This window comes from Brachybacterium fresconis, from assembly GCF_017876515.1.
GTDB classification, from domain to species: Bacteria; Actinomycetota; Actinomycetes; order Actinomycetales; family Dermabacteraceae; genus Brachybacterium; species Brachybacterium fresconis.
In genome coordinates, this window is sequence record NZ_JAGIOC010000001.1 from 4,205,761 (window position 1) to 4,227,508 (window position 21,748).

The 21,748-nt window shown below is 72.8% G+C and carries 20 protein-coding genes; all 20 read left to right on the forward strand.

The genetic code is table 11. The annotated features are described in order from the left end of the window. The first annotated feature begins 471 nt into the window (after positions 1–471). The 20 genes from mraZ (at position 472) to JOF44_RS18755 (ending at position 21,605) form a co-directional block, all read left to right on the forward strand. Positions 472–903, forward strand: a complete 432-nt coding sequence (gene mraZ / locus JOF44_RS18660; RefSeq protein WP_076810555.1) for a division/cell wall cluster transcriptional repressor MraZ — start codon at positions 472–474, stop codon at positions 901–903. 188 nt (positions 904–1,091) lie between these two features. Next, on the forward strand, positions 1,092–2,087 hold the full coding sequence (gene rsmH / locus JOF44_RS18665) for a 16S rRNA (cytosine(1402)-N(4))-methyltransferase RsmH (protein ID WP_209895007.1): 996 nt from the start codon (positions 1,092–1,094) through the stop codon (positions 2,085–2,087). 121 nt (positions 2,088–2,208) lie between these two features. After that, complete coding sequence (gene ftsL, locus JOF44_RS18670) at positions 2,209–2,607, forward strand: cell division protein FtsL (protein WP_245349015.1); 399 nt, start codon at positions 2,209–2,211, stop codon at positions 2,605–2,607. Between the two features lie 2 nt (positions 2,608–2,609). Next, positions 2,610–4,424, forward strand: a complete 1,815-nt coding sequence (locus tag JOF44_RS18675; RefSeq protein WP_209895011.1) for a peptidoglycan D,D-transpeptidase FtsI family protein — start codon at positions 2,610–2,612, stop codon at positions 4,422–4,424. A gap of 7 nt (positions 4,425–4,431) precedes the next feature. Beyond that, positions 4,432–6,003, forward strand: coding sequence for a UDP-N-acetylmuramoyl-L-alanyl-D-glutamate--2,6-diaminopimelate ligase (locus JOF44_RS18680; protein WP_209895013.1), 1,572 nt, complete (start codon positions 4,432–4,434; stop codon positions 6,001–6,003). A gap of 2 nt (positions 6,004–6,005) precedes the next feature. Beyond that, the gene (locus JOF44_RS18685) at positions 6,006–7,478 is read left to right on the forward strand and encodes a UDP-N-acetylmuramoyl-tripeptide--D-alanyl-D-alanine ligase (RefSeq protein ID WP_209895015.1); all 1,473 of its coding nucleotides are present in this window, start codon (positions 6,006–6,008) and stop codon (positions 7,476–7,478) included. Beyond that, entirely contained in the window at positions 7,475–8,575 is a 1,101-nt protein-coding gene (gene mraY, locus JOF44_RS18690; RefSeq protein WP_209895017.1) for a phospho-N-acetylmuramoyl-pentapeptide-transferase, read from the forward strand. The genes JOF44_RS18685 and mraY overlap by 4 nt, the downstream gene beginning before the upstream one ends. Continuing rightward, a complete protein-coding gene (murD, locus tag JOF44_RS18695; protein WP_209895019.1) occupies positions 8,572–10,065 on the forward strand; it encodes a UDP-N-acetylmuramoyl-L-alanine--D-glutamate ligase in 1,494 nt (497 codons plus the stop codon). Before mraY ends, murD begins: the two co-directional genes overlap by 4 nt. Further along, positions 10,062–11,510 (forward strand): putative lipid II flippase FtsW, encoded by a 1,449-nt coding sequence (ftsW, locus tag JOF44_RS18700; protein ID WP_209895021.1) that lies wholly within the window; start codon positions 10,062–10,064, stop codon positions 11,508–11,510. Before murD ends, ftsW begins: the two co-directional genes overlap by 4 nt. Next, positions 11,507–12,598: an undecaprenyldiphospho-muramoylpentapeptide beta-N-acetylglucosaminyltransferase gene (gene murG / locus JOF44_RS18705; protein ID WP_209895023.1), complete on the forward strand. Its 1,092-nt coding sequence runs from the start codon at positions 11,507–11,509 to the stop codon at positions 12,596–12,598. The genes ftsW and murG overlap by 4 nt, the downstream gene beginning before the upstream one ends. Before the next feature lie 35 nt (positions 12,599–12,633). Further along, a complete protein-coding gene (murC, locus tag JOF44_RS18710) occupies positions 12,634–14,166 on the forward strand; it encodes a UDP-N-acetylmuramate--L-alanine ligase (protein WP_209895025.1) in 1,533 nt (510 codons plus the stop codon). Between the two features lie 245 nt (positions 14,167–14,411). Continuing rightward, positions 14,412–15,230 carry a cell division protein FtsQ/DivIB gene (locus JOF44_RS18715; RefSeq protein WP_342591846.1) on the forward strand — a complete coding sequence of 273 codons (819 nt, stop codon included), beginning with the start codon at positions 14,412–14,414 and terminating at the stop codon, positions 15,228–15,230. A gap of 229 nt (positions 15,231–15,459) precedes the next feature. Continuing rightward, a complete protein-coding gene (gene ftsZ / locus JOF44_RS18720; protein ID WP_209895029.1) occupies positions 15,460–16,794 on the forward strand; it encodes a cell division protein FtsZ in 1,335 nt (444 codons plus the stop codon). Beyond that, complete coding sequence (gene pgeF / locus JOF44_RS18725) at positions 16,791–17,543, forward strand: peptidoglycan editing factor PgeF (RefSeq protein ID WP_209895031.1); 753 nt, start codon at positions 16,791–16,793, stop codon at positions 17,541–17,543. The genes ftsZ and pgeF overlap by 4 nt, the downstream gene beginning before the upstream one ends. Before the next feature lie 145 nt (positions 17,544–17,688). Then, positions 17,689–18,177, forward strand: a complete 489-nt coding sequence (locus JOF44_RS18730; protein WP_209895033.1) for a cell division protein SepF — start codon at positions 17,689–17,691, stop codon at positions 18,175–18,177. A gap of 8 nt (positions 18,178–18,185) precedes the next feature. After that, positions 18,186–18,476, forward strand: coding sequence for a YggT family protein (locus JOF44_RS18735; RefSeq protein WP_209895035.1), 291 nt, complete (start codon positions 18,186–18,188; stop codon positions 18,474–18,476). Between the two features lie 108 nt (positions 18,477–18,584). Further along, complete coding sequence (locus tag JOF44_RS18740) at positions 18,585–19,319, forward strand: DivIVA domain-containing protein (protein WP_209895037.1); 735 nt, start codon at positions 18,585–18,587, stop codon at positions 19,317–19,319. Beyond that, a complete protein-coding gene (lspA, locus tag JOF44_RS18745; protein WP_342591847.1) occupies positions 19,316–19,927 on the forward strand; it encodes a signal peptidase II in 612 nt (203 codons plus the stop codon). The genes JOF44_RS18740 and lspA overlap by 4 nt, the downstream gene beginning before the upstream one ends. Further along, the gene (locus tag JOF44_RS18750) at positions 19,924–20,847 is read left to right on the forward strand and encodes an RluA family pseudouridine synthase (RefSeq protein WP_209895039.1); all 924 of its coding nucleotides are present in this window, start codon (positions 19,924–19,926) and stop codon (positions 20,845–20,847) included. The genes lspA and JOF44_RS18750 overlap by 4 nt, the downstream gene beginning before the upstream one ends. Positions 20,848–20,882: 35 nt before the next feature. Then, entirely contained in the window at positions 20,883–21,605 is a 723-nt protein-coding gene (locus tag JOF44_RS18755; protein ID WP_209895041.1) for a hypothetical protein, read from the forward strand. Positions 21,606–21,748 lie beyond the last annotated feature (143 nt).

Sequence of the window (21,748 nt, forward strand, 5' to 3'; positions counted from 1 at the left end):
CGGTGATCCGTCCTCCCCGGGATCCGCGTCGACCCGGACGGCTGGAGCCCTGGCCGACCGCACGGTTCGTGCGGCGATCCGGCCCGTCCGACGCGCTGCGCGAGCCGTCGTGCCGACCACTTCCCCGAGAATCCCCACTTCCCTCCACCCCATCCCTCCCTGACCCTCCACCTCCATCCCCGCCAGACCTCCGCGGCCCCCTGAAACGCTGTGACCTGCGAAGTTCTCCGGGCTGTCGCGGGGAGAGGGCTCGCAGACCGACCGGTGACTCCGTCTGAGGCCTGCTGCCGACGCGCCGCGCGTGGAAATCCCCCCACTGTCCACCACCGTGTTGACCTGCGGTGACGCATGCCATCTGCGGCGATTTCGCCGATTCGGTAGCCCTGTGTGGGGGTTAGTGGGGTAAAGTGGAGCGCGTTGGGAGGAGATGGGTTTCGGATCGCGAGTCTCGGCGAGTGAAGGAGGGCCTGGATGTTTCTCGGCACCTTCACGCCCAAGCTCGACGACAAGGGGCGCCTGATCTTCCCGGCCAAGTTCCGCGACGAGCTCGCCTCGGGACTGGTCATGACTCGTGGGCAGGAGCACTGCATCGCCGTGTACCCGCTCGCCGAGTTCCGCCAGAAGCTCGAGGAGGCCCGTCGGGCGCCCACCACCGACCGGCGCACCCGCGACTACCTGCGTGTGCTGCTGTCCGGAGCGGAGGACGTCATCCCGGACAAGCAGGGCCGCATCACCATCCCGGGCCACCTTCGCGGATACGCGGATCTGGACCGGGAGTGCGCCGTCATCGGCGCTCTCGATCGACTCGAGATCTGGTCGCTCCCGGCCTGGGAGACCTATCTCGAACAGAAGGAAGAAGGCTTCGCCGAGACCTCCGAGGAGGTGGTCCCCGGCTTGTTCTGAGCTCGGCTCGAGGGACATCCGTCCTGTGAGACCTCTCGTCGTTCCCGCCCCGATGCAACTTCCCCGGTGGCGGGTCGGGAACGACGGGGAATCTGACAGGGCGGCGCCGCAGCCGGACAGCGGAGCCGAGGGGAGCGGAGAGATCTGTTCCCGCCAGCAGCACAGGAACGACCCAGGACAGGGGGGACATGGACGAGACGACGGACGGCCCGCCGGCCCACGACCGGCACGTCCCGGTCCTGCTCGCCACCTCGGTCGAGCTGCTCGTGCCCGCGCTCCAGGAGGCGGGCGCGATCTACGTCGACGCCACCCTGGGCATGGGCGGGCATGCCGCCGCCGTGCTCCGCGCCGCTCCCCAGGCGCAGCTGGTGGGGATCGACCGGGACCCCCAGGCGCTCGAGCTGGCCCGGCAGCGGCTGGACCGCGAGGGCGTCGGCGACCGCGCCACCCTCGTCCACGCCACCTACGACGAGATCCGCGACGTGCTGGCGGCCCTCGACCTGCCCGGCGCCCACGCCGTGATGATGGATCTGGGGCTGTCCAGCTTCCAGATCGACACCACCGATCGCGGCTTCTCCTACGCGGCGGACGCGCCGCTGGACATGCGCATGGACACCGACTCCGACGGCCCCACGGCCGCGGACCTCCTGCGCGAGCTGCCCGAGGCGGAGATCTCCCGGATCCTCCACGACCTCGGCGACGAGCGCTTCGCCCGCCGCATCGCTCGCCGCATCGTCGAGCAGCGCGAGACCGCGCCGCTGGAGCGCAGCGGCGAGCTGGTCGCCCTGCTGGACCGGGCGATCCCGGGCGCCTCCAAGGCCTCCGGCGGGCACCCCGCAAAGCGCACCTTCCAGGCGCTGCGGATCGCCGTGAACGAGGAGCTCGAGATTCTCGCCTCCGCACTCGAATCCGCTCTCGACTGCCTGCACGTCGACGGACGCATCGTCGTGGAGTCCTACCACTCGGGCGAGGACCGCCTGGTCAAGACTGCCTTCGCACGCAGGACCCACTCCTCGGCCCCGCCCGGACTCCCGGTCGAGCTCGACGAGCACCTGCCGACGTTCACCCCGCTCGTGCGCGGTGCCCTGAAGGCCGCCGACGCCGAACGAGACACCAACTCCCGCGCCGCCTCCGTGCGCCTGCGCGCTCTCACCCGTACCCGTCCCGCCCGGAGAGGTCACTGATATGGCCAGCACGTCAGCCGTTCACGCCCCCGCGGTCCGCCCCGTCCGCGGACCGCGATCCTCCGCCGTCCCTCGGCCGCGCCTGACCGTCGTCTCGTCGCCGCGGACCGCCGGCGGGTCGATGCCGTTCACCCTCCTGTGCACCCTGATCGTGGTCTCGGCCCTGGCCGCGCTGCTGTACCTGAACATCCAGATGTCCGACACCAGCTACGAGATCACCCGTCTCCAGAGCCAGTCCCAGCGGTTGACCGAGGAGAAGCAGGCGCTCTCGGAGACCAACGAGCGTCTGGGCACCCCGCAGTCGCTCGAGCGCCAGGCGCGCGAGATCGGCATGGTCCCGGTCACCGATCCGGCCTATATCGACCTCGACACGGGCAAGATCCTCGGCGAGACGTCCCCGGCACAGCAGACTGAGGTCAATCCGGAGCTCGCGGACGTTCCGGCCGAGAAGGCCGTCCCGCCGGCTGAGATCTACGACGAGCCCACCACCTACCACGGCATGGGCAACGAGGGAGCCTGACCATGGCGCGGTCCCGCACCACCCGGTCCACCGGGGGCACGCGTCGCCCCCGCGGCGGCGGCGGCAGCACCCGCCCGGGCAGAGGCACCCGGTCGGCGGCGTCCCGGGTCGGGGTGCCGCACGTCCGCCACCGTCTGCTGATCTGCATGATCCTGGTGGCCGTGCTGATGATCTCCGGGCGACTGGTCTGGGTCCAGGGCCTGGACGCCAGCGCTCGCGCCCAGGAGGCCATCGAGCAGCGCACCGTCACCCGCTCGATCCCCGCTCTGCGCGGCGACATCCTGGACCGCGACGGCACCACGATGGCCAGCTCCGTCGAGCGATACGACCTGTGGGTCAACCAGAAGCAGGTCGACCAGTACCGCCAGGGCGAGGACGAGGGCCCCACGGGCATCGAGGCCGCCGCCCAGGAGCTCGCCCCCGTACTGGGCTGGTCCGTCTCCGACACCGAGAAGGCGCTGACCGGCGATCGCGGCTTCCTCTATCTCTCCAAGAACGTCGAGCCCAAGGTGCGCGACGCGGCCCTGGCGCTGAAGATCCCGGGCATCGGCGCCGACCGGGTCGCCGACCGCATCTACCCGTCCGGATCGGTGGGCGGCAACGTCCTCGGCTTCGTCGGTGCCGACGGCGCCCCCCTGGCCGGCATCGAGTACTCCTACGACGACGCGCTGAGCGGCACCGACGGCGAGCGGACCTACGAGCGCGGCGCCGGCGGTCAGATCATCCCCACCGGCACGCAGCACACCACCCCCGCGGTCGACGGGAGCGACCTGATGCTGACCATCGATCGCGACCTGCAGTGGAAGGCGCAGCAGATCGTCGCCGGGGCCGTGGACAAGTGGGGCGCCGAGGGCGGCAGCGCCGTCGTGCTGAACTCGCACAGCGGTGAGGTCCTGGCCCTGGCCGACTACCCCTCCTACGACCCCAACGCCCCCAAGGAGGACGAGTACCTCGGAAACCGGTCGATCTCGAACGTCTTCGAGCCCGGCTCCACCGGCAAGCTGTTCACCTTCGCCGCCGCCCTCGAGGAGGGCACGGCGACCATGGACTCCGAGTACGAGATCCCCTACGAGCAGTACTTCGAGGGGGAGCGCGTCAAGGACTCCCACCACCACCCGGACCAGCAGCTCACCCTCGCGGGCGTGCTGAAGCACAGCTCGAACGTCGGCTCCGTGCAGATCGCCGAGGAGATGACCCCGCAGGTCCGGTACGACTACCTGCGGGCCTTCGGACTCGGGGAGCCGACCGGCGTGCAGCTGCCCGGAGAGTCCGCCGGCACCGTGCACCCGCCCGAGGACTGGAACGGCCGCACCCGCTACACCACCGCCTTCGGCCAGGGCTACAACGTCAACGCTCTGCAGATGGTCTCCGCCGTCGGCACCTTCGCCAACGACGGCGTGCGCGTCCAGCCCTCCCTCGTCTCCGGGGTCCGGCAGGACGACGGCACCGTACGGCCCGCGGGCCAGCCCGAGAGCACCCGGGTGATCTCCTCCGACACCGCCGCGACCATGCGGTCCCTGATGGACAACGACGTCGACGAGGAGAAGGACCGCGCCGCGGTGAGCGGCTACGCCACCGCCGGCAAGACAGGCACCGCGCAGGTCGCCGACGGCACCTACACCGCCTCCTTCATCGGCTACGCCCCGGCGGACGACCCGGACATCGTGATCGGCGTGTTCGTCTTCGGTCTGGACTCCTTCATCTCCGGCAGCCGTGCCGCCTCCCCGGCGTTCTCCGAGCTGATGACGTTCACCCTGCAGAACCAGGGCATCCCGCCGACCGGAGTCCCCGGCCGTGAGCTCGAGAACGAGTGGTGAGCGCCTCATGAGCACGCAGCGCGATCCCGCCGCCGAGCCGCCCCGGCCGCGCCGCCCCCTCGGCGCGGCCGGGGCAGCCCTCGCCATCGCCCTCGGGGCCGAGGCCCCCTCGAGGGACCTGACCGTCACCGGGGTCACCCTGGACTCCCGCAGCGTCGCCCCCGGGGACCTCTGGTGCGCCCTGCCCGGGGCCAACGCCCACGGCGCCGACTTCGCCGCCCAGGCGAGCGCCCGCGGAGCCGTGCTGGCCCTCACCGACCCCACGGGGGCTGAGCGCTGCCGGGACGCCGGACTGCCGGCCCTCGTCGTCGCCGACCCGCGCGAGGCCACCGCCCGGGCCGCAGCGCTGGTCCAGGGCCGACCCGCCGAGCGCCTGGCCACCATCGGAGTGACCGGCACCAACGGCAAGACCTCGGTGACCACCGTCGTCACCCGCACCCTGGACGCCCTCGGCGTCGCCGCCGGCATGATCGGCACCAGCGGCACCAGCTACCGGGACGCCCACGGCGACGAGCACGCGATCGGCACCGTCCGCACCACTCCGGAGTCCCCCGAGCTGCACGGCATCCTCGCCCGCATGCTCGAGGACCGGGTCCAGGTGGCCTCGATGGAGGTCTCCAGCCACGCCCTGGTCCTGCACCGGGCCGACGAGGTCGTCTTCGACGTCGCCTGCTTCACCAACCTCACCCAGGACCACCTCGACTTCCACGGCACCATGGAGGCGTACTACGAGGCCAAGCGAGCTCTGTTCACCCCGGAGCACTCCGCGCGTGGCATCGTCTGCGTCGACGACGAGTGGGGTCGTCGCCTGGCCCGCGAGGCGAGCGTTCCCGTGACCACCTACACCACCGCCCCCGACGCCGAGGCCGACCACAGGGTCCGCGAGATCGTCCCCGAAGGCTACGGAAGCACCTTCACCGTCGACGGCCCGGAGGGGACGCGGACGCTGCATGCCGCGCTGCCCGGACGCCACTACGTCGCCAACACCCTGGCCGCCGAGCTGCTGCTGGCCGGTATCGGCCGGCACGGTCCCGAGGTCACCCGCGCCCTCGGCGAGGCCGGGACCGTCCCCGGCCGCATGGAGCTGGTCGCCCGCACTCCCATCCGCGGCGTCGTCGACTACTCCCATACCGCCGATGCCCTCGACCAGGCCCTGACCACCCTGCGCGACGTGCCCGGCACCCGTCGGCTGCTCGTCGTCATGGGGGCCGGCGGCGACCGTGATCGCGGCAAGCGCCCCGCCATGGGAGAGGTCGCCGCCCGCCTGGCCGACGTGGTCATCGTCACGGACGACAATCCCCGCACCGAGGACCCCGCGGCGATCCGAGGGGCCGTCCGCTCGGGCATCCCGGCGGACACGAACGCGCAGGTCCACGAGGTCGACGGGCGCGGGGCGGCGATCGATCTGGCCGCCGATCTGGCCGACGTGTCCGACACCATCCTGGTCGCCGGCAAGGGCGCCGAGACGGGGCAGCAGATCGGCGGTATCGTCCATCCGTTCGACGACCGTCTCCGCCTGCGCACCGCGCTGGCCGGCCCCGGCGGCGCGGGCGACGACGACACGGACGGAGAACGCTGACCATGCTGCAGATCACGGCACGGGAGATCGCCGACATCACGGGCGGGCACCTGGTGGCCGGTGCCACCGGTGACGAGCTCGTCACCGGGACGGCCCGGATCGACTCCCGGGACGTCGCCGCCGGGGACCTCTTCGCGGCCTTCGCCGGCGAGCACGTCGACGGCCACGAGTACGTCGCCGCCGCCCAGCAGGCCGGAGCCGCGCTGTCCCTCGTCTCGCGGGAGACGACCGTCCCGGCGGTGCTGGTCGGCGACGTCCGCACCGCCCTGTGGGACCTCGCCCGGGCCCAGCTCGAGCGCGCCCGGGGAGAGAACCCCGAGCTGGTGGTCCTCGCGATCACCGGCAGCGCCGGCAAGACCGGTGCCAAGGACCTGCTCGGCACGATCCTGCGCACCACGGGCGAGACGATCGCGCCCGCCGGCAGCTTCAACAACGAGCTCGGTCTGCCGCTGACGGTGCTGCGGCTCACCACCGGCACCCGCTTCCTGGTCCTGGAGATGGGCGCGCGCGGCATCGGCCACATCGCCCAGCTGACCTCCATCGCCCGCCCTGACATCTCCCTCGTCCTCAACGTCGGCAGCGCCCACCTCGGCGAGTTCGGCAGCATCGAGGCGATCGCCCGCGCCAAGGGGGAGCTGGTCGAGGCGCTGACGCCCGCGGGCCGTGCCGTCCTGAACGCCGAGGACCGTCTGGTCTCCGCGATGGCCGAGCGCAGCAGCGCCCCGGTGCTGACCTGGGGCTTCACCGCCGGCGACGTGCGCGGCCAGGAGCTCACGCTCGACGACGACGCCCGCGTCGCCTTCACCCTCGTCGTCCCCGAGGGTCTGCGGACCCTGGGCGGGACCCCGATCACGGCCGGCCGCTTCGCCGTCCGGCCCGATCTGATGGGGGAGCACCAGGCCGCCAATGTCCTGGCCGCGCTGGCCGCCGCGCTGAGCGCCGGAGTGGACCCCGCGGCCGCCGCCGCCGCGCTCGAGGGCGCGAAGCTCGCCTCCGGCCAGCGGATGGAGGCCCTGCGCGCCGGGGGCGTGCTGGTGATCAACGATGCCTACAACGCCAACCCCGATTCGATGCGCCAGGCGCTGAAGACCCTCGCCCACCTCGGGCGCGGCCGCCGCACCGTCGCCGTGCTCGGCGAGATGCTGGAGATGGGACCGGACTCCGTCGCCCTGCACGACGGGATCGGCCGCCTCGTGGTGCGGCTGAACATCTCGCAGCTGTACGTGATCGGCGACGGCGCGGCCCCCATCCACCACGGGGCCAGCCTCGAGGGCAGCTTCGGTGGGGAGTCCGAGTACCTCGACACCGTGGACGAGGCGATCACCGTGCTGGAACAGACCCTGGCCCCCGGAGACGTGGTGCTCCTGAAGTCCTCCCGGGATGCCGGACTGAGGCAGATCGCACGCCCCCTGATCGAACATCTGGGACGATATGAGGCGCCCGAGGAACGGGCGGACGGAGGGGACGACGCATGATCGCGATCATCATCGCGGGAGCCGCCTCTCTCGCCCTGTCCATCCTCGGCACCCCGCTGTACATCCGGCTGCTGGTCAAGAAGAGCTACGGCCAGTTCGTCCGCGACGACGGCCCCACCTCCCACGCCACCAAGCGCGGCACGCCGACCATGGGCGGCGTCGCGATCATCCTGGCCACCCTGCTCGCCTACGGCCTCTCGCACGTGCTCACCCAGACCTGGCCGAGCGTCTCGGTGCTGCTGGTGCTGTTCCTCATGGTCGGCCTCGGCGTGGTCGGCTTCCTCGACGACTACCTCAAGATCGCCCAGCAGCGCAGCCTGGGCCTGCGCCCTCGCGCGAAGCTGCTCGGCCAGTTCCTGGTCGCCACGGCCTTCGCCGTGCTCGCCCTGCTGTTCCCGGACGGCACCGGCAACACCCCGGCCTCCACGCAGATCTCCTTCGTCCGCGACATCGAGTGGCTCGATCTCGCCTTCGCCGGCACCGTGGTCGGCTTCATCCTCTTCGCGATCTGGGCGAATTTCCTGGTCGCGGCGTGGTCCAACGGTGTGAACCTCACCGACGGGCTCGACGGCCTGGCCAGCGGCGCGACCATCATCTTCACCGCCGCCTACCTCATCATCTCCTTCTGGCAGTGGCGTCAGGTGTGCAATGTCGACCTCGACGCCGGGGGAGTGGTGCACTGCTACGCCTCACGCGACCCGCTGGACGTCGCCGTGCTGTGCGCCGCGATCATCGGCGCCTGCGTCGGCTTCCTGTGGTGGAACACCTCACCGGCGAAGATCTTCATGGGTGACACCGGCTCCCTCGCCCTCGGCGGCGCGATCGCCGGGCTGACCATCGTCTCGCGCACCGAGGTCCTCGGCGCCATCATCGGCGGCCTGTTCGTCCTCATCTCGCTGTCGGTGATCATCCAGGTCGGCAGCTTCAAGATGACCGGCAAGCGCGTGTTCCGGATGGCGCCGCTGCAGCACCACTTCGAGCTCAAGGGCTGGAACGAGGTCACCATCGTGGTGCGCTTCTGGATCGTCGCCGGCATCCTCGCCGGCGTCGGCCTGGGCATCTTCTACCTCGACGCCCTGCCGAGGCTCACCTCATGAGCGGGCCCGTCGCGGACCGTCCCTGGCCCGGCCTCGACGTCTCGGGGGTGCGGATCCTGGTCGCCGGCTTCGGCGTCTCCGGCTATGCGGTGGCCGACCAGACCATGCAGCGCGGCGCCGACGTGCTCGTCGTCGACGGCGCCGAGACCTCCGAGATCCGCGAACGCGCCGACGTCCTCGAGGTCCTCGGGGTCGAGGTCCGCCTGGGGGCCGAGCACACCCGCGCGCTGCCGGAGGACCGCGAGATCGACCTCGTGGTCACCTCGCCCGGATGGCGCCCCGACCAGCCCCTGCTGGCCGCCGCGGCCGCCGCCGGGATCCCGATCTGGAGCGAGGTCGAGCTGGCCCGACGCATGCAGGCCGCCGACGGCCCCGCCTGGCTGGCCGTCACCGGCACCAACGGCAAGACCACCACGGTCACCATGCTCGAATCGATCCTCCAGCACGCGGGCCTGCGCGCCGTCGCCTGCGGCAACGTCGGCCTGCCCGTGATCGAGGCGGCCCTGGACCCCGAGGGCTTCGACGCGCTCGCGATCGAGCTGTCCAGCTTCCAGCTGCACTGGACCGAGCACCTGGACTGCGAGGCCGCGGCGGTGCTGAACGTCAGCCCCGATCATCTGGACTGGCACGGGGGCGCCGCGGAGTACGCGCGCGCCAAGGGCCGGATCTTCGAAGGCGTGGCCACCGCCTGCGTCTACAACACGGACGACGCGACCACCCGGGAGCTGGTCGAGGAGGCCGACGTCCGCGAGGGCGCCCGCGCCGTCGGCCTCACCCTGGGCCCCCCGGGCCTCTCCGAGCTCGGCGTCGTCGACGGCATGCTGGTGGATCGGGCCTTCCTCACCGCGCGGCGGACCTCCGCCGCAGAGCTGGGAACCCTCGAGGACCTCGCGCACCTGGGCCCGCACGGAGCCGGCCCCCACGTCGTGCTCGACGCCCTCGCCGCCGCGGCCCTGGCCCGCGCCCACGGCATCCAGGCGGTCGCGATCCGCGACGGCCTGCGGGCCTACCGGATGGGCAGTCACCGCGCCCAGCTGCTGGCCACGCACGAGGGCATCAGCTACGTCGACGACACCAAGGCCACCAACCCTGCGGCCGCCTCCGCCTCGCTGCGCGCGGCCGAGCGGATCGTGTGGATCGCGGGCGGCGACACCAAGGGCGCGGATCTCGACGAGCTCATCGGCCAGGTCCGCGACCGGCTGGTCGGCGTGGTCCTGCTGGGGGCCGACGACCGGCCGTTCACCGCCGCCCTGGCGCGACACGCCCCCGAGGTCCCCGTCCGTCGGATCGATCCGGGTGACACTGGCGACGTCGCCGGGCGCTCCCGACTCATGGAGGACGCGGTGCGGGCCGCACGATCCCTCGCCTCGGCCGGGGACGTGGTGCTGCTGGCACCGGCCGCAGCCTCCATCGACCAGTTCCGTGACTATGCGGAGCGGGGGGATCTGTTCGCGGCGGCCGTCACCCGAGGGCCAGGAGCGAGCACATGACGATCGAGGAGACCCGGCGGGACGGCCGACGGTCCACCGGCGTCGTCCGCCCCGATGAGGACCAGCCCCTGGGGAACATCAGCTCCCGCATGCGCGAGGGCGTCGGATCCTGGCTGAAGTCCCCGGCCCTGGACTTCTACGGACTGATCGTCGTCGGAGCCCTGCTGATCAGCGTGGGGCTCGTGATGGTGCTGTCCTCGACCGCCGTGCTGAACATCGCCCGCGGCAACTCCGGCTACGCGGGCCTGCTGCGCCAGGGCACCTTCGCCGCCATGGGGCTCGTGCTGCTGGTCGTCGCCGCGTGCCTGCCCCCGGGCTTCTACCGCAAGGCGGCCTGGCCGCTGTTCGGCGTCGGCATCGCGCTCCAGTCGCTCGTGCACACCCCGCTCGGCGTGGCCGTGGACGGCAACCGCAACTGGATCAGCATCGGCGGGCAGACCCTGCAGCCCTCGGAGTTCCTCAAGCTCGCCCTCGCCGTATGGCTGGGGGCGCTGCTGGCCACCAAGCGCCCGCTGCTGCACAAGCCCTTCCACCTGTTCGTGCCGCTGTTCCCCGGGGTGGTGCTCGCCCTCGGCCTGGTGATCCTCGGCCATGACCTGGGCACCACCTTGGTGATGGCCATGCTGGTGGCCGCCGCGGTGTGGGTGGCCGGGGTGCCGCGTCGCTGGTTCATGGCCGCCGGTGTCGCCGGAGTCCTGGCCGTGACCGCGCTGACCATCACCAGCTCCAACCGCATGGCCCGCATCACCAACTGGCTCCACGGCACCTGCCCCGGGGACAGCTGCCTCCAATCCGACCAGGGCCTGATGGGCCTGGCGGAGGGCGGCTGGTGGGGCGTCGGCCTCGGCGAGTCCCGCCAGAAGTGGGGGCGCCTGCCCGCCGCCGAGGACGACTACATCTTCGCGATCATCGGCGAGGAGCTCGGACTGATCGGCACCCTCGGGGTGCTCGCCCTGTTCACGGTGCTGGCCCTGCTCATGTTCCGCATGATCACCCGCATCGACGACCACTTCCTGCAGATCACCATCGCCGGCATCAGCGCCTGGCTGCTGGGCCAGGCCTTCGTGAACATGATGGTGGTCACCGGGCTGCTGCCGGTGATCGGCGTGCCGCTGCCGTTCATCTCCTCCGGCGGCTCCGCCCTGCTCGCCTCGATGACGGCGCTGGGAGTGCTGATCTCCTTCGCCCGCCGCGAGCCCGGTGCGCCCGAGGCGATCAGCGCCCGTCTGGGGTCGGTGCGCCGCTCCATCAGCGTGCTGCCCGCCCCGCGCGACGCCGCACCGTCCCGCGCCCAGCGCTCGAGCCGTCCGAAGCGCGCGAAGCCGGCCCCGCGCTCCGGCAGCGCGACACGAGCACGCGGCCCGAAGCGCTCGCGTCGCCCGAAGCGTGCGAACCGTCGGGCGGGCCGCACCTCCCCGTCCGCCTCGTCCCGGAGGACCCGATGACCACCCAGCACCCGCCCCGCATCCTGCTCGCCGGGGGCGGCAGCGCCGGACACGTCTCCCCGCTGCTCGCCACCGCTGCCCAGATCACCCGCCGCAGCCCGGAGGCCGAGGTGCTCGTCCTGGGCACCCCGGACGGCCTGGAGACGGACCTCGTCCCGGCCGCCGGCTACGAGCTCGCGACGATCGAGAAGGTCCCCTTCCCGCGCCGTCCCGACGGCGCCGCACTGCGCTTCCCCGGTCGCTTCGGCGGCACCCTGCGCCAGGTCCGCACCCTGCTGCGCGAGCGCGGCATCGGCGTGGTGGCCGGTTTCGGCGGCTACGTGTGCCCGCCCGCCTACCTCGCCGCCGCCACGGCGCGGCTGCCCGTCGTGGTCCACGAGGCCAACCGCCGTCCCGGCCTGGCCAACCGGCTCGGCGCCCGTCGGGCCGCCGCCGTCCTGACCGCCTTCGAGGGCACCCCGCTGCCCCGGGCGCGCCGCATCGGCATGCCGATGCGCGAGGGCATCGCCCACCTCGATCGCGCGGCCCGCCGCGAGGAGGCCGTGGCGAGCTTCGGCCTCGACCCCGCCCGGCCCGTGCTGCTGGCCACCGGCGGCTCCCTCGGCGCCCTGCGGCTGAACGCCGCCGTGGCCGCGGCCGCCGGGGCCTTCACCGACGCCGGAGCCCAGATCCTCCACGTCACCGGCCGCGGCAAGGCCGAAGAGATCCGCGAGCACCCCGGCTACCGCGTGGTGGAGTACGTCAGCGCGATGGAGGACGCCTACGCCGCCGCCGACCTCGCCCTGACCCGCTCCGGCGCCGGCACCGTCAGCGAGCTGACCGCCGTCGGGCTGCCCGCGGTGCTGGTCCCGCTGCCGATCGGCAACGGCGAACAGGCGCTGAACGGCCAGGAGGTCGTGGCCGCCGGCGGTGCTCTCATGGTGCCCGACGCGGAGCTCGACGCCGCCCATCTGCGCGAGCAGGTGCTCCCGCTGCTGCAGGACGAACCGCGCCGTCTCGCGATGGCCGAGTCCGCCCGCGCCTTCGGCATCACCGACGCCGCCGAGGTGATGGCCGACGTCGTGACCGGCGTCGCACGCCGAGCCTGATCCGGATGCCGAACCCGGCGGACTACGGTGATCCCATGACCTCCGACGCACCCCCGACCGGCCCTTCCGGGGCCCCCGCGCCCCGCACGATCCTGCGCCCCGGGGCCGTCATCTCCCAGGCCGACTGGCCCGCCGCGGGCGAGGTCCGCTCCGTCCACGTCATCCGCATCGGCGGTGCCGGGATGTCCGCCGTCGGCCGTCTCGCCCTCGAGGCCGGGCTCGCCGTCAGCGGCTCCGACTCCCAGGACGGCCAGTTCATCGCCCCGCTGCGGGCAGCCGGCGCCCGCATCACGATCGGCTTCGACGCCGCCGCTGTGGGGCCGGACGTGGACGTCGTGGTGGTCTCCACCGCGGTGCGCGCGGACAACCCCGAGGTGATCGCCGCCCGCGAGCGCGGGATCCCCGTCGTCCACCGCGCCGCGGCGCTGGCCGGGCTGCTCGACGGACGCGACCTGGTCGCCGTCGCCGGCACGCACGGCAAGACCTCCACCACCGGCATGGCCGTGATGGCGCTGCGCGGCGCCGGCGAGGACCCCGCATGGGCGCTCGGCGCCGCGGTCCCGGATCTGGGGCGCAACGCCGGCTTCTCCGCTTCGGCGGAGCTCGGCCGGCCCGCTGCCGCCGCGGGGACCGCGGTGATCGAGGCCGACGAGTCCGACGGCTCCTTCCTCGCCTTCACCCCGGCCTCCCTCGTGGTCACCAATCTCGAGCCCGACCACCTCGACTTCCATGGCGACGCCGCCACCCTCACCGCCGCCTTCGACGCCGCGGTCGGCCGGCTCCGGCCCGGCGGCACCCTGGTGGTGTGCGCGGACGACGCCGGCGCCCGCAGCCTGGGGGAGCGGGCCGCGGCCGACGGGATCGCCGTGGCCACGTACGGCGCCGACCCGGGATCCGACTGGCGGATCCTGGACGAGCGCGGCGGTGCCGGGGGTGCCGAGGTGGAGCTGGGGACCCCGCACGGTCGCCTGCGCCTCGAGCTGTCCGTCGCCGGTCACCACAACGTCCTCAACGCCCTCGGGGCGCTGGCCGCGACCAGCGCCGTCGTGCCGCCGGGGGACCTCGGAGCCCTGGCCGCAGGCCTGTCGGCCTTCACCGGGGCCGCCCGCCGCTTCGACGTGGCCGGGGTGGCCGGGGACGTCACCGTCGTCGACGACTACGCCCACCACCCCCGGGAGGTCTCCGCCACCCTCGCCGCCGCCCGGGGCATCGTCGAGGCGCAGCAGCGCGGAGGACGGGTGCTGGCGGTCTTCCAGCCCCACCTCTTCTCCCGCACCCGCGACTTCGCGGCGGACTTCGCCGCCGCCCTGGCGACGGCGGACCGCGCCTGGGTGATGCCCGTCTACGCCGCCCGCGAGGACCCCGATCCGAGCATCGACGCCCGCACCATCACCGATCACCTCACCGGCGAGAAGGTCCGGCCCCTGACCGACCGCGACCAGATCCCCGCCGCGGTGCGCGAGGCCGCCCGACCCGGCGACCTGTTGCTCATGCTCGGCGCCGGGGACGTCGTCGAGATCACGCCCGCGGTGATGGCCGCCCTGGACGCTCCGCGGGAGCAGGGCTGATGGCCCGTCGCCCCACCGCCCCGCGTCCGCGAGCGGGCGCCCGCCGCCCCGCGGCTCCCGGAGCGCAGCGCCCCGCACCGCCGGCCCGGCCCGCCCCGTCGGCCCCGGCGGGGGCGCCGGCCGCCCCGACCCGGGCCTCGGCACCTCCTCCTGACAGCGCGGCCCCGTCGTCCGCGAGCCCGGCCGCGCCTCCGGCGGGACCGGACGCACCGCGGACCCGCCCCGCGGCCCGTCGGAGCGCCTCCGTGGGCCGCTCCCGCCCCGCTCCGGCGCCTGCCGAGGCCCCGTCCCCGGCCGACTCCGCGCCGCAGGAGGGCGGCGGTCGCGTGGTCCAGGCCGCCGGCCGCTTCCGCGAGCTGGTCGCCGGTCGTCCCTGGCGCCGCCGTCGTCGCGCGATCCTCACCACCGCCGCCGCCACGGTGCTCGTCCTCCTCGCCGCCGTCGCCGCGGCGATCTTCCTCCCGGCCCTCCAGGTCCAGCAGGTCGGCGTCTCCGGCCTCGGCTACGTCGAGGAGGACGAGGTGCTCGCGGCGGTCGAACCCCACCGCGGCGACAGCGTGCTGCTGCTGCCGACCTCCGACATCGCGGCGGACGTCGCCGCGGTGCCCGGGGTCCGCGAGGCCGAGGTCGAGCGGTCCTGGCCCGACGGCGTCCGCGTGAGCGTCACCGAGGCCACCCCCGTCGGGATGCTGACCCGGACCGATGGCTCCACCGCCGTGGTCGACGCGCAGGGGCAGCAGCTGCCCGAGGCTGCGGCCGAGGGAGCGGAGCTGGTCCCGATGACGGTCGACGCCGGTGCCGCCGACCCCGAGGGGGCGGCGGTCGCCATGAGCGAGGTGCTGGCGAGCATGCCCGAGGACCTGCGCGGCTCGGTGCGGTCGGTGACCGCCTCGAGCGCGAGCGACGTCCGCTTCTCCCTCGCTCTCGAGGACGGCGGCACCCGCACGGTCGTGTGGGGCGACGCCGCCGACTCCGAGCTCAAGGCCGAGGTGGTCCAGGCCCTGCTCGCCGAGCCCGGCACGGAGATCGACGTCTCCTCCCCGGTGGCCCCGGTGACCCGCTGACGGGCTTTTCGCGCCCCGTTCTCCGCCCGGCCGTGACGCTGCCGACCCTGCGGGGCCGACACGCGCCCTTTGTATTTGCGTGGGCGTGCTCCCGTCCCTAGCGTCAAAGGAAAGAAGAGGCGCCCCGAAGTCCAAACCTCAACTCGAGGTTGAGGGTTTCGGCAGTCGATGACCAGGCACGACGCAGGCCCCTTTTCCCCATCGAACGACAAGAGCAAGGACCCCAAACGTGGCCGGAACCCAGATCTCCCTCGCAGTCATCAAGGTCGTCGGCGTCGGCGGCGGAGGTGTCAATGCTGTCAACCGCATGATCGAGTCCGGTATGAAGGGCGTCGAATTCATCGCGATCAACACTGACGCCCAGGCGCTGCTGATGTCCGACGCCGACGTCAAGCTCGACGTCGGCAAGGACATCACCCGCGGACTCGGCGCCGGCGCCGACCCCGAGGTCGGCAAGCGGGCCGCCGAGGACCACGCCGAAGAGATCGAAGAGGTGATCCAGGGCGCGGACATGGTCTTCGTCACCGCGGGCGAGGGCGGCGGCACCGGCACCGGCGGCGCCCCCGTGGTCGCCAAGATCGCTCGCAGCCTCGGTGCGCTGACCATCGGCGTGGTCACCCGCCCGTTCACCTTCGAGGGGCGTCGTCGCTCCACGCAGGCGGAGTCGGGCATCGCCGGCCTCCAGGCCGAGGTCGACACGCTCATCGTCATCCCGAACGATCGTCTGCTGTCCATCGCGGACAAGCAGGTCTCCATGCTCGACGCTTTCAAGAGCGCCGACCAGGTGCTGCTCTCCGGCGTCCAAGGCATCACGGACCTGATCACCACACCCGGGCTGATCAACCTCGACTTCGCCGACGTGAAGTCCGTGATGCAGGGAGCCGGCAGCGCCCTGATGGGCATCGGCTCCGCGCGGGGCGACGACCGCGCCCTCCAGGCCGCCGAGCTCGCGGTATCCAGTCCGCTGCTGGAGGCCTCGATCGACGGTGCCTACGGCGTGCTGCTGTCCATCCAGGGCGGCAGCGACCTGGGTCTGTACGAGGTCTCCGAGGCGGCCCGTCTGGTCCAGGAGGCGGCCCACCCGGACGCGAACATCATCTTCGGCTCCGTGATCGACGACGCCCTCGGCGACGAGGTGCGGGTGACGGTCATCGCCGCCGGCTTCGAGGGAGGCGGCCCGGCCCCGCGCCAGGACGTCACCCCGCAGCAGCGTCCGGCCCCGCGCCCCGAGCCCACCCCGGCACCGCGCCCGGCCCCCGCCCCGGCGGAGCAGCGCCCCGCCGGAGCCGGCACCGGTGCGGCCGGCGCCCCGGGCGCCTGGGGTCTGCCGCAGCAGACCTTCTCGCCCTCCCGCCAGGGCCAGGCCTCCGCCGAGCCGGAGACCGAGGTGATGGAGCCCACCGAGGCCGATCAGGAGCAGTCGGGTCAGGGTGCGCCCCAGCAGGCGCAGTTCCCGCCGCAGCCGGCCCCGCGTGCCCCCGAGCAGCAGCCGGCCCGGCCCCCGCAGATCGAGGAGCCGCCGTCGGACGACGACGACCTCGACCTGCCGTCCTTCCTCAAGTGACGAGCACTCTCCCGGCACGGGCCTCGCGAGTTCGCGGGGCCCGTGCCCTGTTCACGGGGCGCGCCGGGGGAGTGAGCACCGGGGTCCACGCTGCGCTGAACCTCGCCCGGCATGTCGGCGACGACCCCGCTGCCGTCGAGCGCAACCGGGAGCTGGTGGCCGCGGAGATCGGGGCCCCGCTGGTGTTCGTCGACCAGGTCCACTCCGCCGAGGTGCATGTGGTGGCCGACTCCTCGCCGAGCCGCGGAGCCGCAGAGATCCCTGTCGTCACGGCCGACGCGCTGGTCACTCGGCGCACGGACGTGGCGCTGGCGATCATGGTCGCGGACTGCCTGCCCGTGCTCCTCGCAGACCCGGTCGCCGGCGTGATCGGCGCCGCCCACGCGGGCCGCGCCGGGCTGCTGGACGGGGTGCTGGAGGCCACGATCGCCGAGATGGTCGAGCTCGATGCCCGCCCGGGCGACATCACCGCCGACATCGGCCCCTCCATCTGCGGCAGCTGCTACGAGGTGCCCGCACAGATGCAGGAGCAGGCCGCCTCCCGCCTGCCCGCCGCCCGCGCCCGCACCCGCTGGGGCACCCCCGCCCTCGACCTGCGCGCCGGCGCGATCAGCGTGCTGCGTGCCGCCGGGATCCCGTCGGCCGCGATCGAGGCCGATCATCCGTGCACCCTGGAGGACGAGAGCCTGTTCTCGTACCGCCGACAGGCCGGCACCGGACGGCTGGCCGGGGTGATCCGGCGGAACTGAGCGACGCGACACGGGCACGACACGCCGAGCGCCTCCCGAGGTCGTGGAAAACCCTGGGGTACTTTCAACGTGCAAGGGCTCCCGCGCACTCCCCGTGCTTCCCCGGAGCCCAGGTCAGCGCGAACAACAAGCTGGGAGAACTGCGATGGGCAACTGGCGCAACGCCATGGTCGCACTCGGCCTCGCCAACGAGGTCGACGACGAGTACTACGAGGACGAGCGGCTCCGCCAGGACGAGGCGGCCGCTCCTGCTCGCCGCACCGAGCGCGGCCCCGAGCCCGCTCCCGAACGGGAGGCCCAGGTGACCCCGATCCGGCAGCGGTCGAACGTCGTGTCCATGGCCCCGGCAGTGGAGGAGTCGATGCACCGCATCACCACCATCCATCCGCGTTCCTACAACGACGCCAAGGCGATCGGCGAGTCCTTCCGTGACGGGGTCCCCGTCATCGTGAACCTCTCGGACATGCAGGACGGCGATGCCAAGCGCATGGTCGACTTCTGCGCCGGTCTGGTCTTCGGTCTGCGCGGCAGCATCGAGCGCGTCACCTCCAAGGTGTTCCTGCTCTCCCCGGAGTTCGTCCAGGTCGACGGAGACACCTCTGCCGACGAGGGCAGCTTCTACAACCAGAGCTGAGCGCCTTCGTGCAGATCGTCGCCGGGGTGCTGTACCTCGCAGTCCTGCTGTATCTGATCGTGCTCATCGCGCGCCTGGTCCTGGAGTGGATCCAGTCCTTCGCCCGGGAGTACCGACCCAGCGGGCTCGTGCTGGTGCTGTTCGAGGTCGTCTACACGCTGACCGACCCGCCCGTGAAGGGTCTGCGGCGGATCATCCCGCCGCTGCGCCTGGGTGCCGTGGCCCTCGACCTGAGCCTCATGATCCTGCTCGTCGTGGGCTGGATCCTGCTGTCCGTGCTCTCCGCCTTCACCTTCTGAGGGTGACCGTGGCCCCAGGTGCGTCGTGGGGCGCCCCCGACATCCGCTAGGCTGTCGGCACCGCGCTTCACCGCGCATTTCGATCCCAGACTGACGAGAAGGTGACCCATGGCTCTGATGCCCGATGACCTGCTGTCCAAGCGGTTCACCCCGGTTCGGTTCTCCGAGGGCTATGACATGGACGAGGTGGACAACTACCTCGACAACGACATCCTGCCGCGCCTCCAAGAGCTGATCGACGAGAACAGCCGACTGACCAAGGAGCTCGAGGAGGCGCACAACCGTCTCGCCGAGGCCGAGTCGGCCCCCGCCTCCGCGGACGCCGCTGCCGCCCCGGACGCCCCCGCCGCCGCGGACATGCCTGCCGAGGCGGAGGAGACCGACTCGGACGAGGTCATCGACGAGACCCCGGTCTCGTCGACGTCCGCGCAGGACGAAGGCGCCACGGCCCAGCAGGCCGTGGTCGAGGACGCCCCGGTCGAGGAGGAGCCCGCCGCTGCCCCGGCGCCCGCCGCCGAGACGCCGGACCAGTCCGCGGCCGGCATCATCGCCCTGGCGAACCGTCTGCACGACGAGCACGTCAAGAACGGCGAGGACGAGCGCGACCGACTGATCACCGAGGCCAATGATGAGCACAAGCGCATCATCGGCGAGGCCGAGGAGACGTCCCGCACCACGCTGGCCGACCTCGAGACCAAGAAGGCCGAGCTCGACAAGACGATCGAGGGTCTGCGCAACTTCGAGCGCGACTACCGCAACCGGCTGCGCAACTACCTGGAGAACCAGCTGCGTGATCTCGACACCAGCGAGACGCAGGACAAGCAGGCGAACTTCGGTCTGTGAACCCCGCTGATCCCTCCTCGACGAGCGCCGGGCCCACGGGGTCCGGCGCTCGTCGCCGTCCGGGCCGAGCAGCCGTCCTCGGCGGCATGGTGATCGTCGGCGCCGTGATCGCCGTCGCCGACCAGCTGACCAAGAACTGGGCCGAGGCGACCCTGCCGCTGCTGGACCCCCAGCCCTTCCTCGGCGAGTTCCTGCAGCTGACGCTGCTGTACAACTCCGGGGCCGCCTGGGGTCTGGGCGCGGAGATCACCCCGGTGGTCACCGCAGTGCAGATCCTGATCGTGCTCGGCGTGATCGTCTTCGCCCTGCGCGCCGTGCGCTCGCTGTGGTACACCCTCGCCCTGGGCCTGATCCTGGGCGGGGCGCTGGGCAACATCCACGACCGCCTGCTGCGCCCGCCCGGCCCGTTCCACGGCGAGGTCGTCGACTTCCTCGAACTGCCGAACTGGCCCGTGTTCAACGTCGCCGACATGGCCGTCGTCGGCGGCGCGATCCTCGTCGTGCTGCTGGGGATCATCGGCCACGCGCCCGATCCCGTCGCGGACGCGGCCGAGCGAGCCGCGGAGGCCGAGGCGGAGGAGCAGGCGCAGGACGGGGAGGCCGGATGAGCACCTCGCGCACCCTCCTGGTCCCCGACGGACTCGCCGGGGAGCGCGTGGACGTCGGCATCTCCCGGATGCTGGGCCTGTCCCGGACCCGCGCCGCAGACCTCGTCATGGCCGGGAACGTCCAGGTGGACGGTCAGATGCCGGCCCGCTCCACCCGGCTCGAGCCCGGCGCGACCGTGGATGTGGAGCTGCCCGACGAGCGGCCCGCCGCCGAGGTGCGTCCCCAGATCGCCGCCGGCATGAGCCTGGTCCACCAGGACGAGGACATCGTGGTGATCGACAAGCCCGTCGGCGTCGCCGCCCACCCCAGCCCCGGCTGGTCCGGCCCCACCGTGCTCGGCCACCTCGCCGCGGCCGGCGTGAGCATCCGCACCAGCGGCGACCCGGACCGCCAGGGCATCGTCAGCCGCTTGGACGTCGGCACCAGCGGACTGATGGTCGTCGCCCGCACCGAGCGCGCCTACACCACGCTGAAGGACGCCTTCCGCGCCCGCGAGGTCGGCAAGGTCTACCACGCCGTCTGCCAGGGCACCCCGGACCGGTCCGAGGGGACCATCGAAGCGGCGATCGGCCGCTCCCCGAACCACGACTACAAGTTCGCGGTGCGGCGGGACGGCAAGCATTCGGTGACCCACTACGAGACCCTCGAGGCCCTGCACGGCGCGACCCTGCTGAAGGTGCGCCTGGAGACCGGCCGCACCCACCAGATCCGCGTGCACCTGGCCGCTCTGCACCACCCGCTGGTCGGCGACCCGCTCTACGGCGCGGACCCCACCCTCGCCGAGCGCATCGGCCTGATCCGGCAATGGCTGCACGCGATGGAGCTGACCTTCGACCACCCCGCCACCGGGCGCGCAGTGACCTTCACCTCGCAGTACCCCCACGACCTCTCCGACGCTCTCGAGGCGCTGCGGGACTGACCCGGGCCCGGCGCCGCAGGCGGTAGCGTCGAGACATGAGCGACGAGCAGACCTCCACCGCGCTGAGCCCCACCCGGAACGCGGCCCTGGCCCGCCCCGACTTCCCCTTCACGCGCGTCGCACGCCGACTCGGCATCGATCCCGCCGAGGCCGAGGTGGCGCTGCGCGACGACGACCGGGCGCGGGCGGCGATCGCCCGCACCGTGGGCGAGTTCCTGGAGGCCGACGACGCCCGCCGCGCCGGTCGTGCACCGGAGACCGCGATGGGGCTGGACCCCGACTTCCCGACCGGCGTCGGCATGGCCCTGGTCGGTGCGGCCGTGCTGTGGGAGGCCCGCGACCTGGTGCCGCAGGTCGCGCTGCGGGTGGCGAAGGACCACTACGAGGACGGGGCCGACGAGCTCGCCGCCAGCTACATCGCCCTGGTCCAGGAGTCCGTGGACCCGGGCGCGGAGAGCCGGGACGACGCCGTCGCCTGGGCCGCGCAGTCGCTGCTGGTCTCCGTGCTGCAGCGCTCCGGGGACCCCGCCCAGGCCGCCGAGATCGCCCGCGACCTCGCGGCCCACGCGATCCCGATCGACCTGTGGCGCGATGTCGACCCGTCCCTGCCGGACGATTCGATGTCCTGGCACGGCGGCGCCTTCGTCGGCGGCATCCCGCCGCGCCGCGACGAGCGCTCGCTGAGCTACGAGGACGTCCACGACTACATGAACACCCTCCTGGCCGACATGCGCCGCGAGCAGGAGGCGGAGGAGTAGGAGGGAGGGCCCGGGCCGCCGCCCGGGCCTCGCGCCGAGTGGAGGTTCCAGCGCCATGTCGTATCCGGCGTGCCATCTCGTAACCGGCGCGACATGTCGTAGGAGGTTCCAGGGAGATGGAACCTTTTCGGACGCGGCGCGAG

What these genes read in the sequence shown, in the direction of transcription:
- mraZ (WP_076810555.1), top strand. Translation starts at nt 472, where the DNA reads ATGTTTCTCGGCACCTTCACGCCCAAGCTCGACGACAAGGGGCGCCTG.
- rsmH (WP_209895007.1), top strand. Translation starts at nt 1,092, where the DNA reads ATGGACGAGACGACGGACGGCCCGCCGGCCCACGACCGGCACGTCCCG.
- ftsL (WP_245349015.1), top strand. Translation starts at nt 2,209, where the DNA reads ATGCCGTTCACCCTCCTGTGCACCCTGATCGTGGTCTCGGCCCTGGCC.
- JOF44_RS18675 (WP_209895011.1), top strand. Translation starts at nt 2,610, where the DNA reads ATGGCGCGGTCCCGCACCACCCGGTCCACCGGGGGCACGCGTCGCCCC.
- JOF44_RS18680 (WP_209895013.1), top strand. Translation starts at nt 4,432, where the DNA reads ATGAGCACGCAGCGCGATCCCGCCGCCGAGCCGCCCCGGCCGCGCCGC.
- JOF44_RS18685 (WP_209895015.1), top strand. Translation starts at nt 6,006, where the DNA reads ATGCTGCAGATCACGGCACGGGAGATCGCCGACATCACGGGCGGGCAC.
- mraY (WP_209895017.1), top strand. Translation starts at nt 7,475, where the DNA reads ATGATCGCGATCATCATCGCGGGAGCCGCCTCTCTCGCCCTGTCCATC.
- murD (WP_209895019.1), top strand. Translation starts at nt 8,572, where the DNA reads ATGAGCGGGCCCGTCGCGGACCGTCCCTGGCCCGGCCTCGACGTCTCG.
- ftsW (WP_209895021.1), top strand. Translation starts at nt 10,062, where the DNA reads ATGACGATCGAGGAGACCCGGCGGGACGGCCGACGGTCCACCGGCGTC.
- murG (WP_209895023.1), top strand. Translation starts at nt 11,507, where the DNA reads ATGACCACCCAGCACCCGCCCCGCATCCTGCTCGCCGGGGGCGGCAGC.
- murC (WP_209895025.1), top strand. Translation starts at nt 12,634, where the DNA reads ATGACCTCCGACGCACCCCCGACCGGCCCTTCCGGGGCCCCCGCGCCC.
- JOF44_RS18730 (WP_209895033.1), top strand. Translation starts at nt 17,689, where the DNA reads ATGGGCAACTGGCGCAACGCCATGGTCGCACTCGGCCTCGCCAACGAG.
- JOF44_RS18740 (WP_209895037.1), top strand. Translation starts at nt 18,585, where the DNA reads ATGGCTCTGATGCCCGATGACCTGCTGTCCAAGCGGTTCACCCCGGTT.
- JOF44_RS18750 (WP_209895039.1), top strand. Translation starts at nt 19,924, where the DNA reads ATGAGCACCTCGCGCACCCTCCTGGTCCCCGACGGACTCGCCGGGGAG.
- JOF44_RS18755 (WP_209895041.1), top strand. Translation starts at nt 20,883, where the DNA reads ATGAGCGACGAGCAGACCTCCACCGCGCTGAGCCCCACCCGGAACGCG.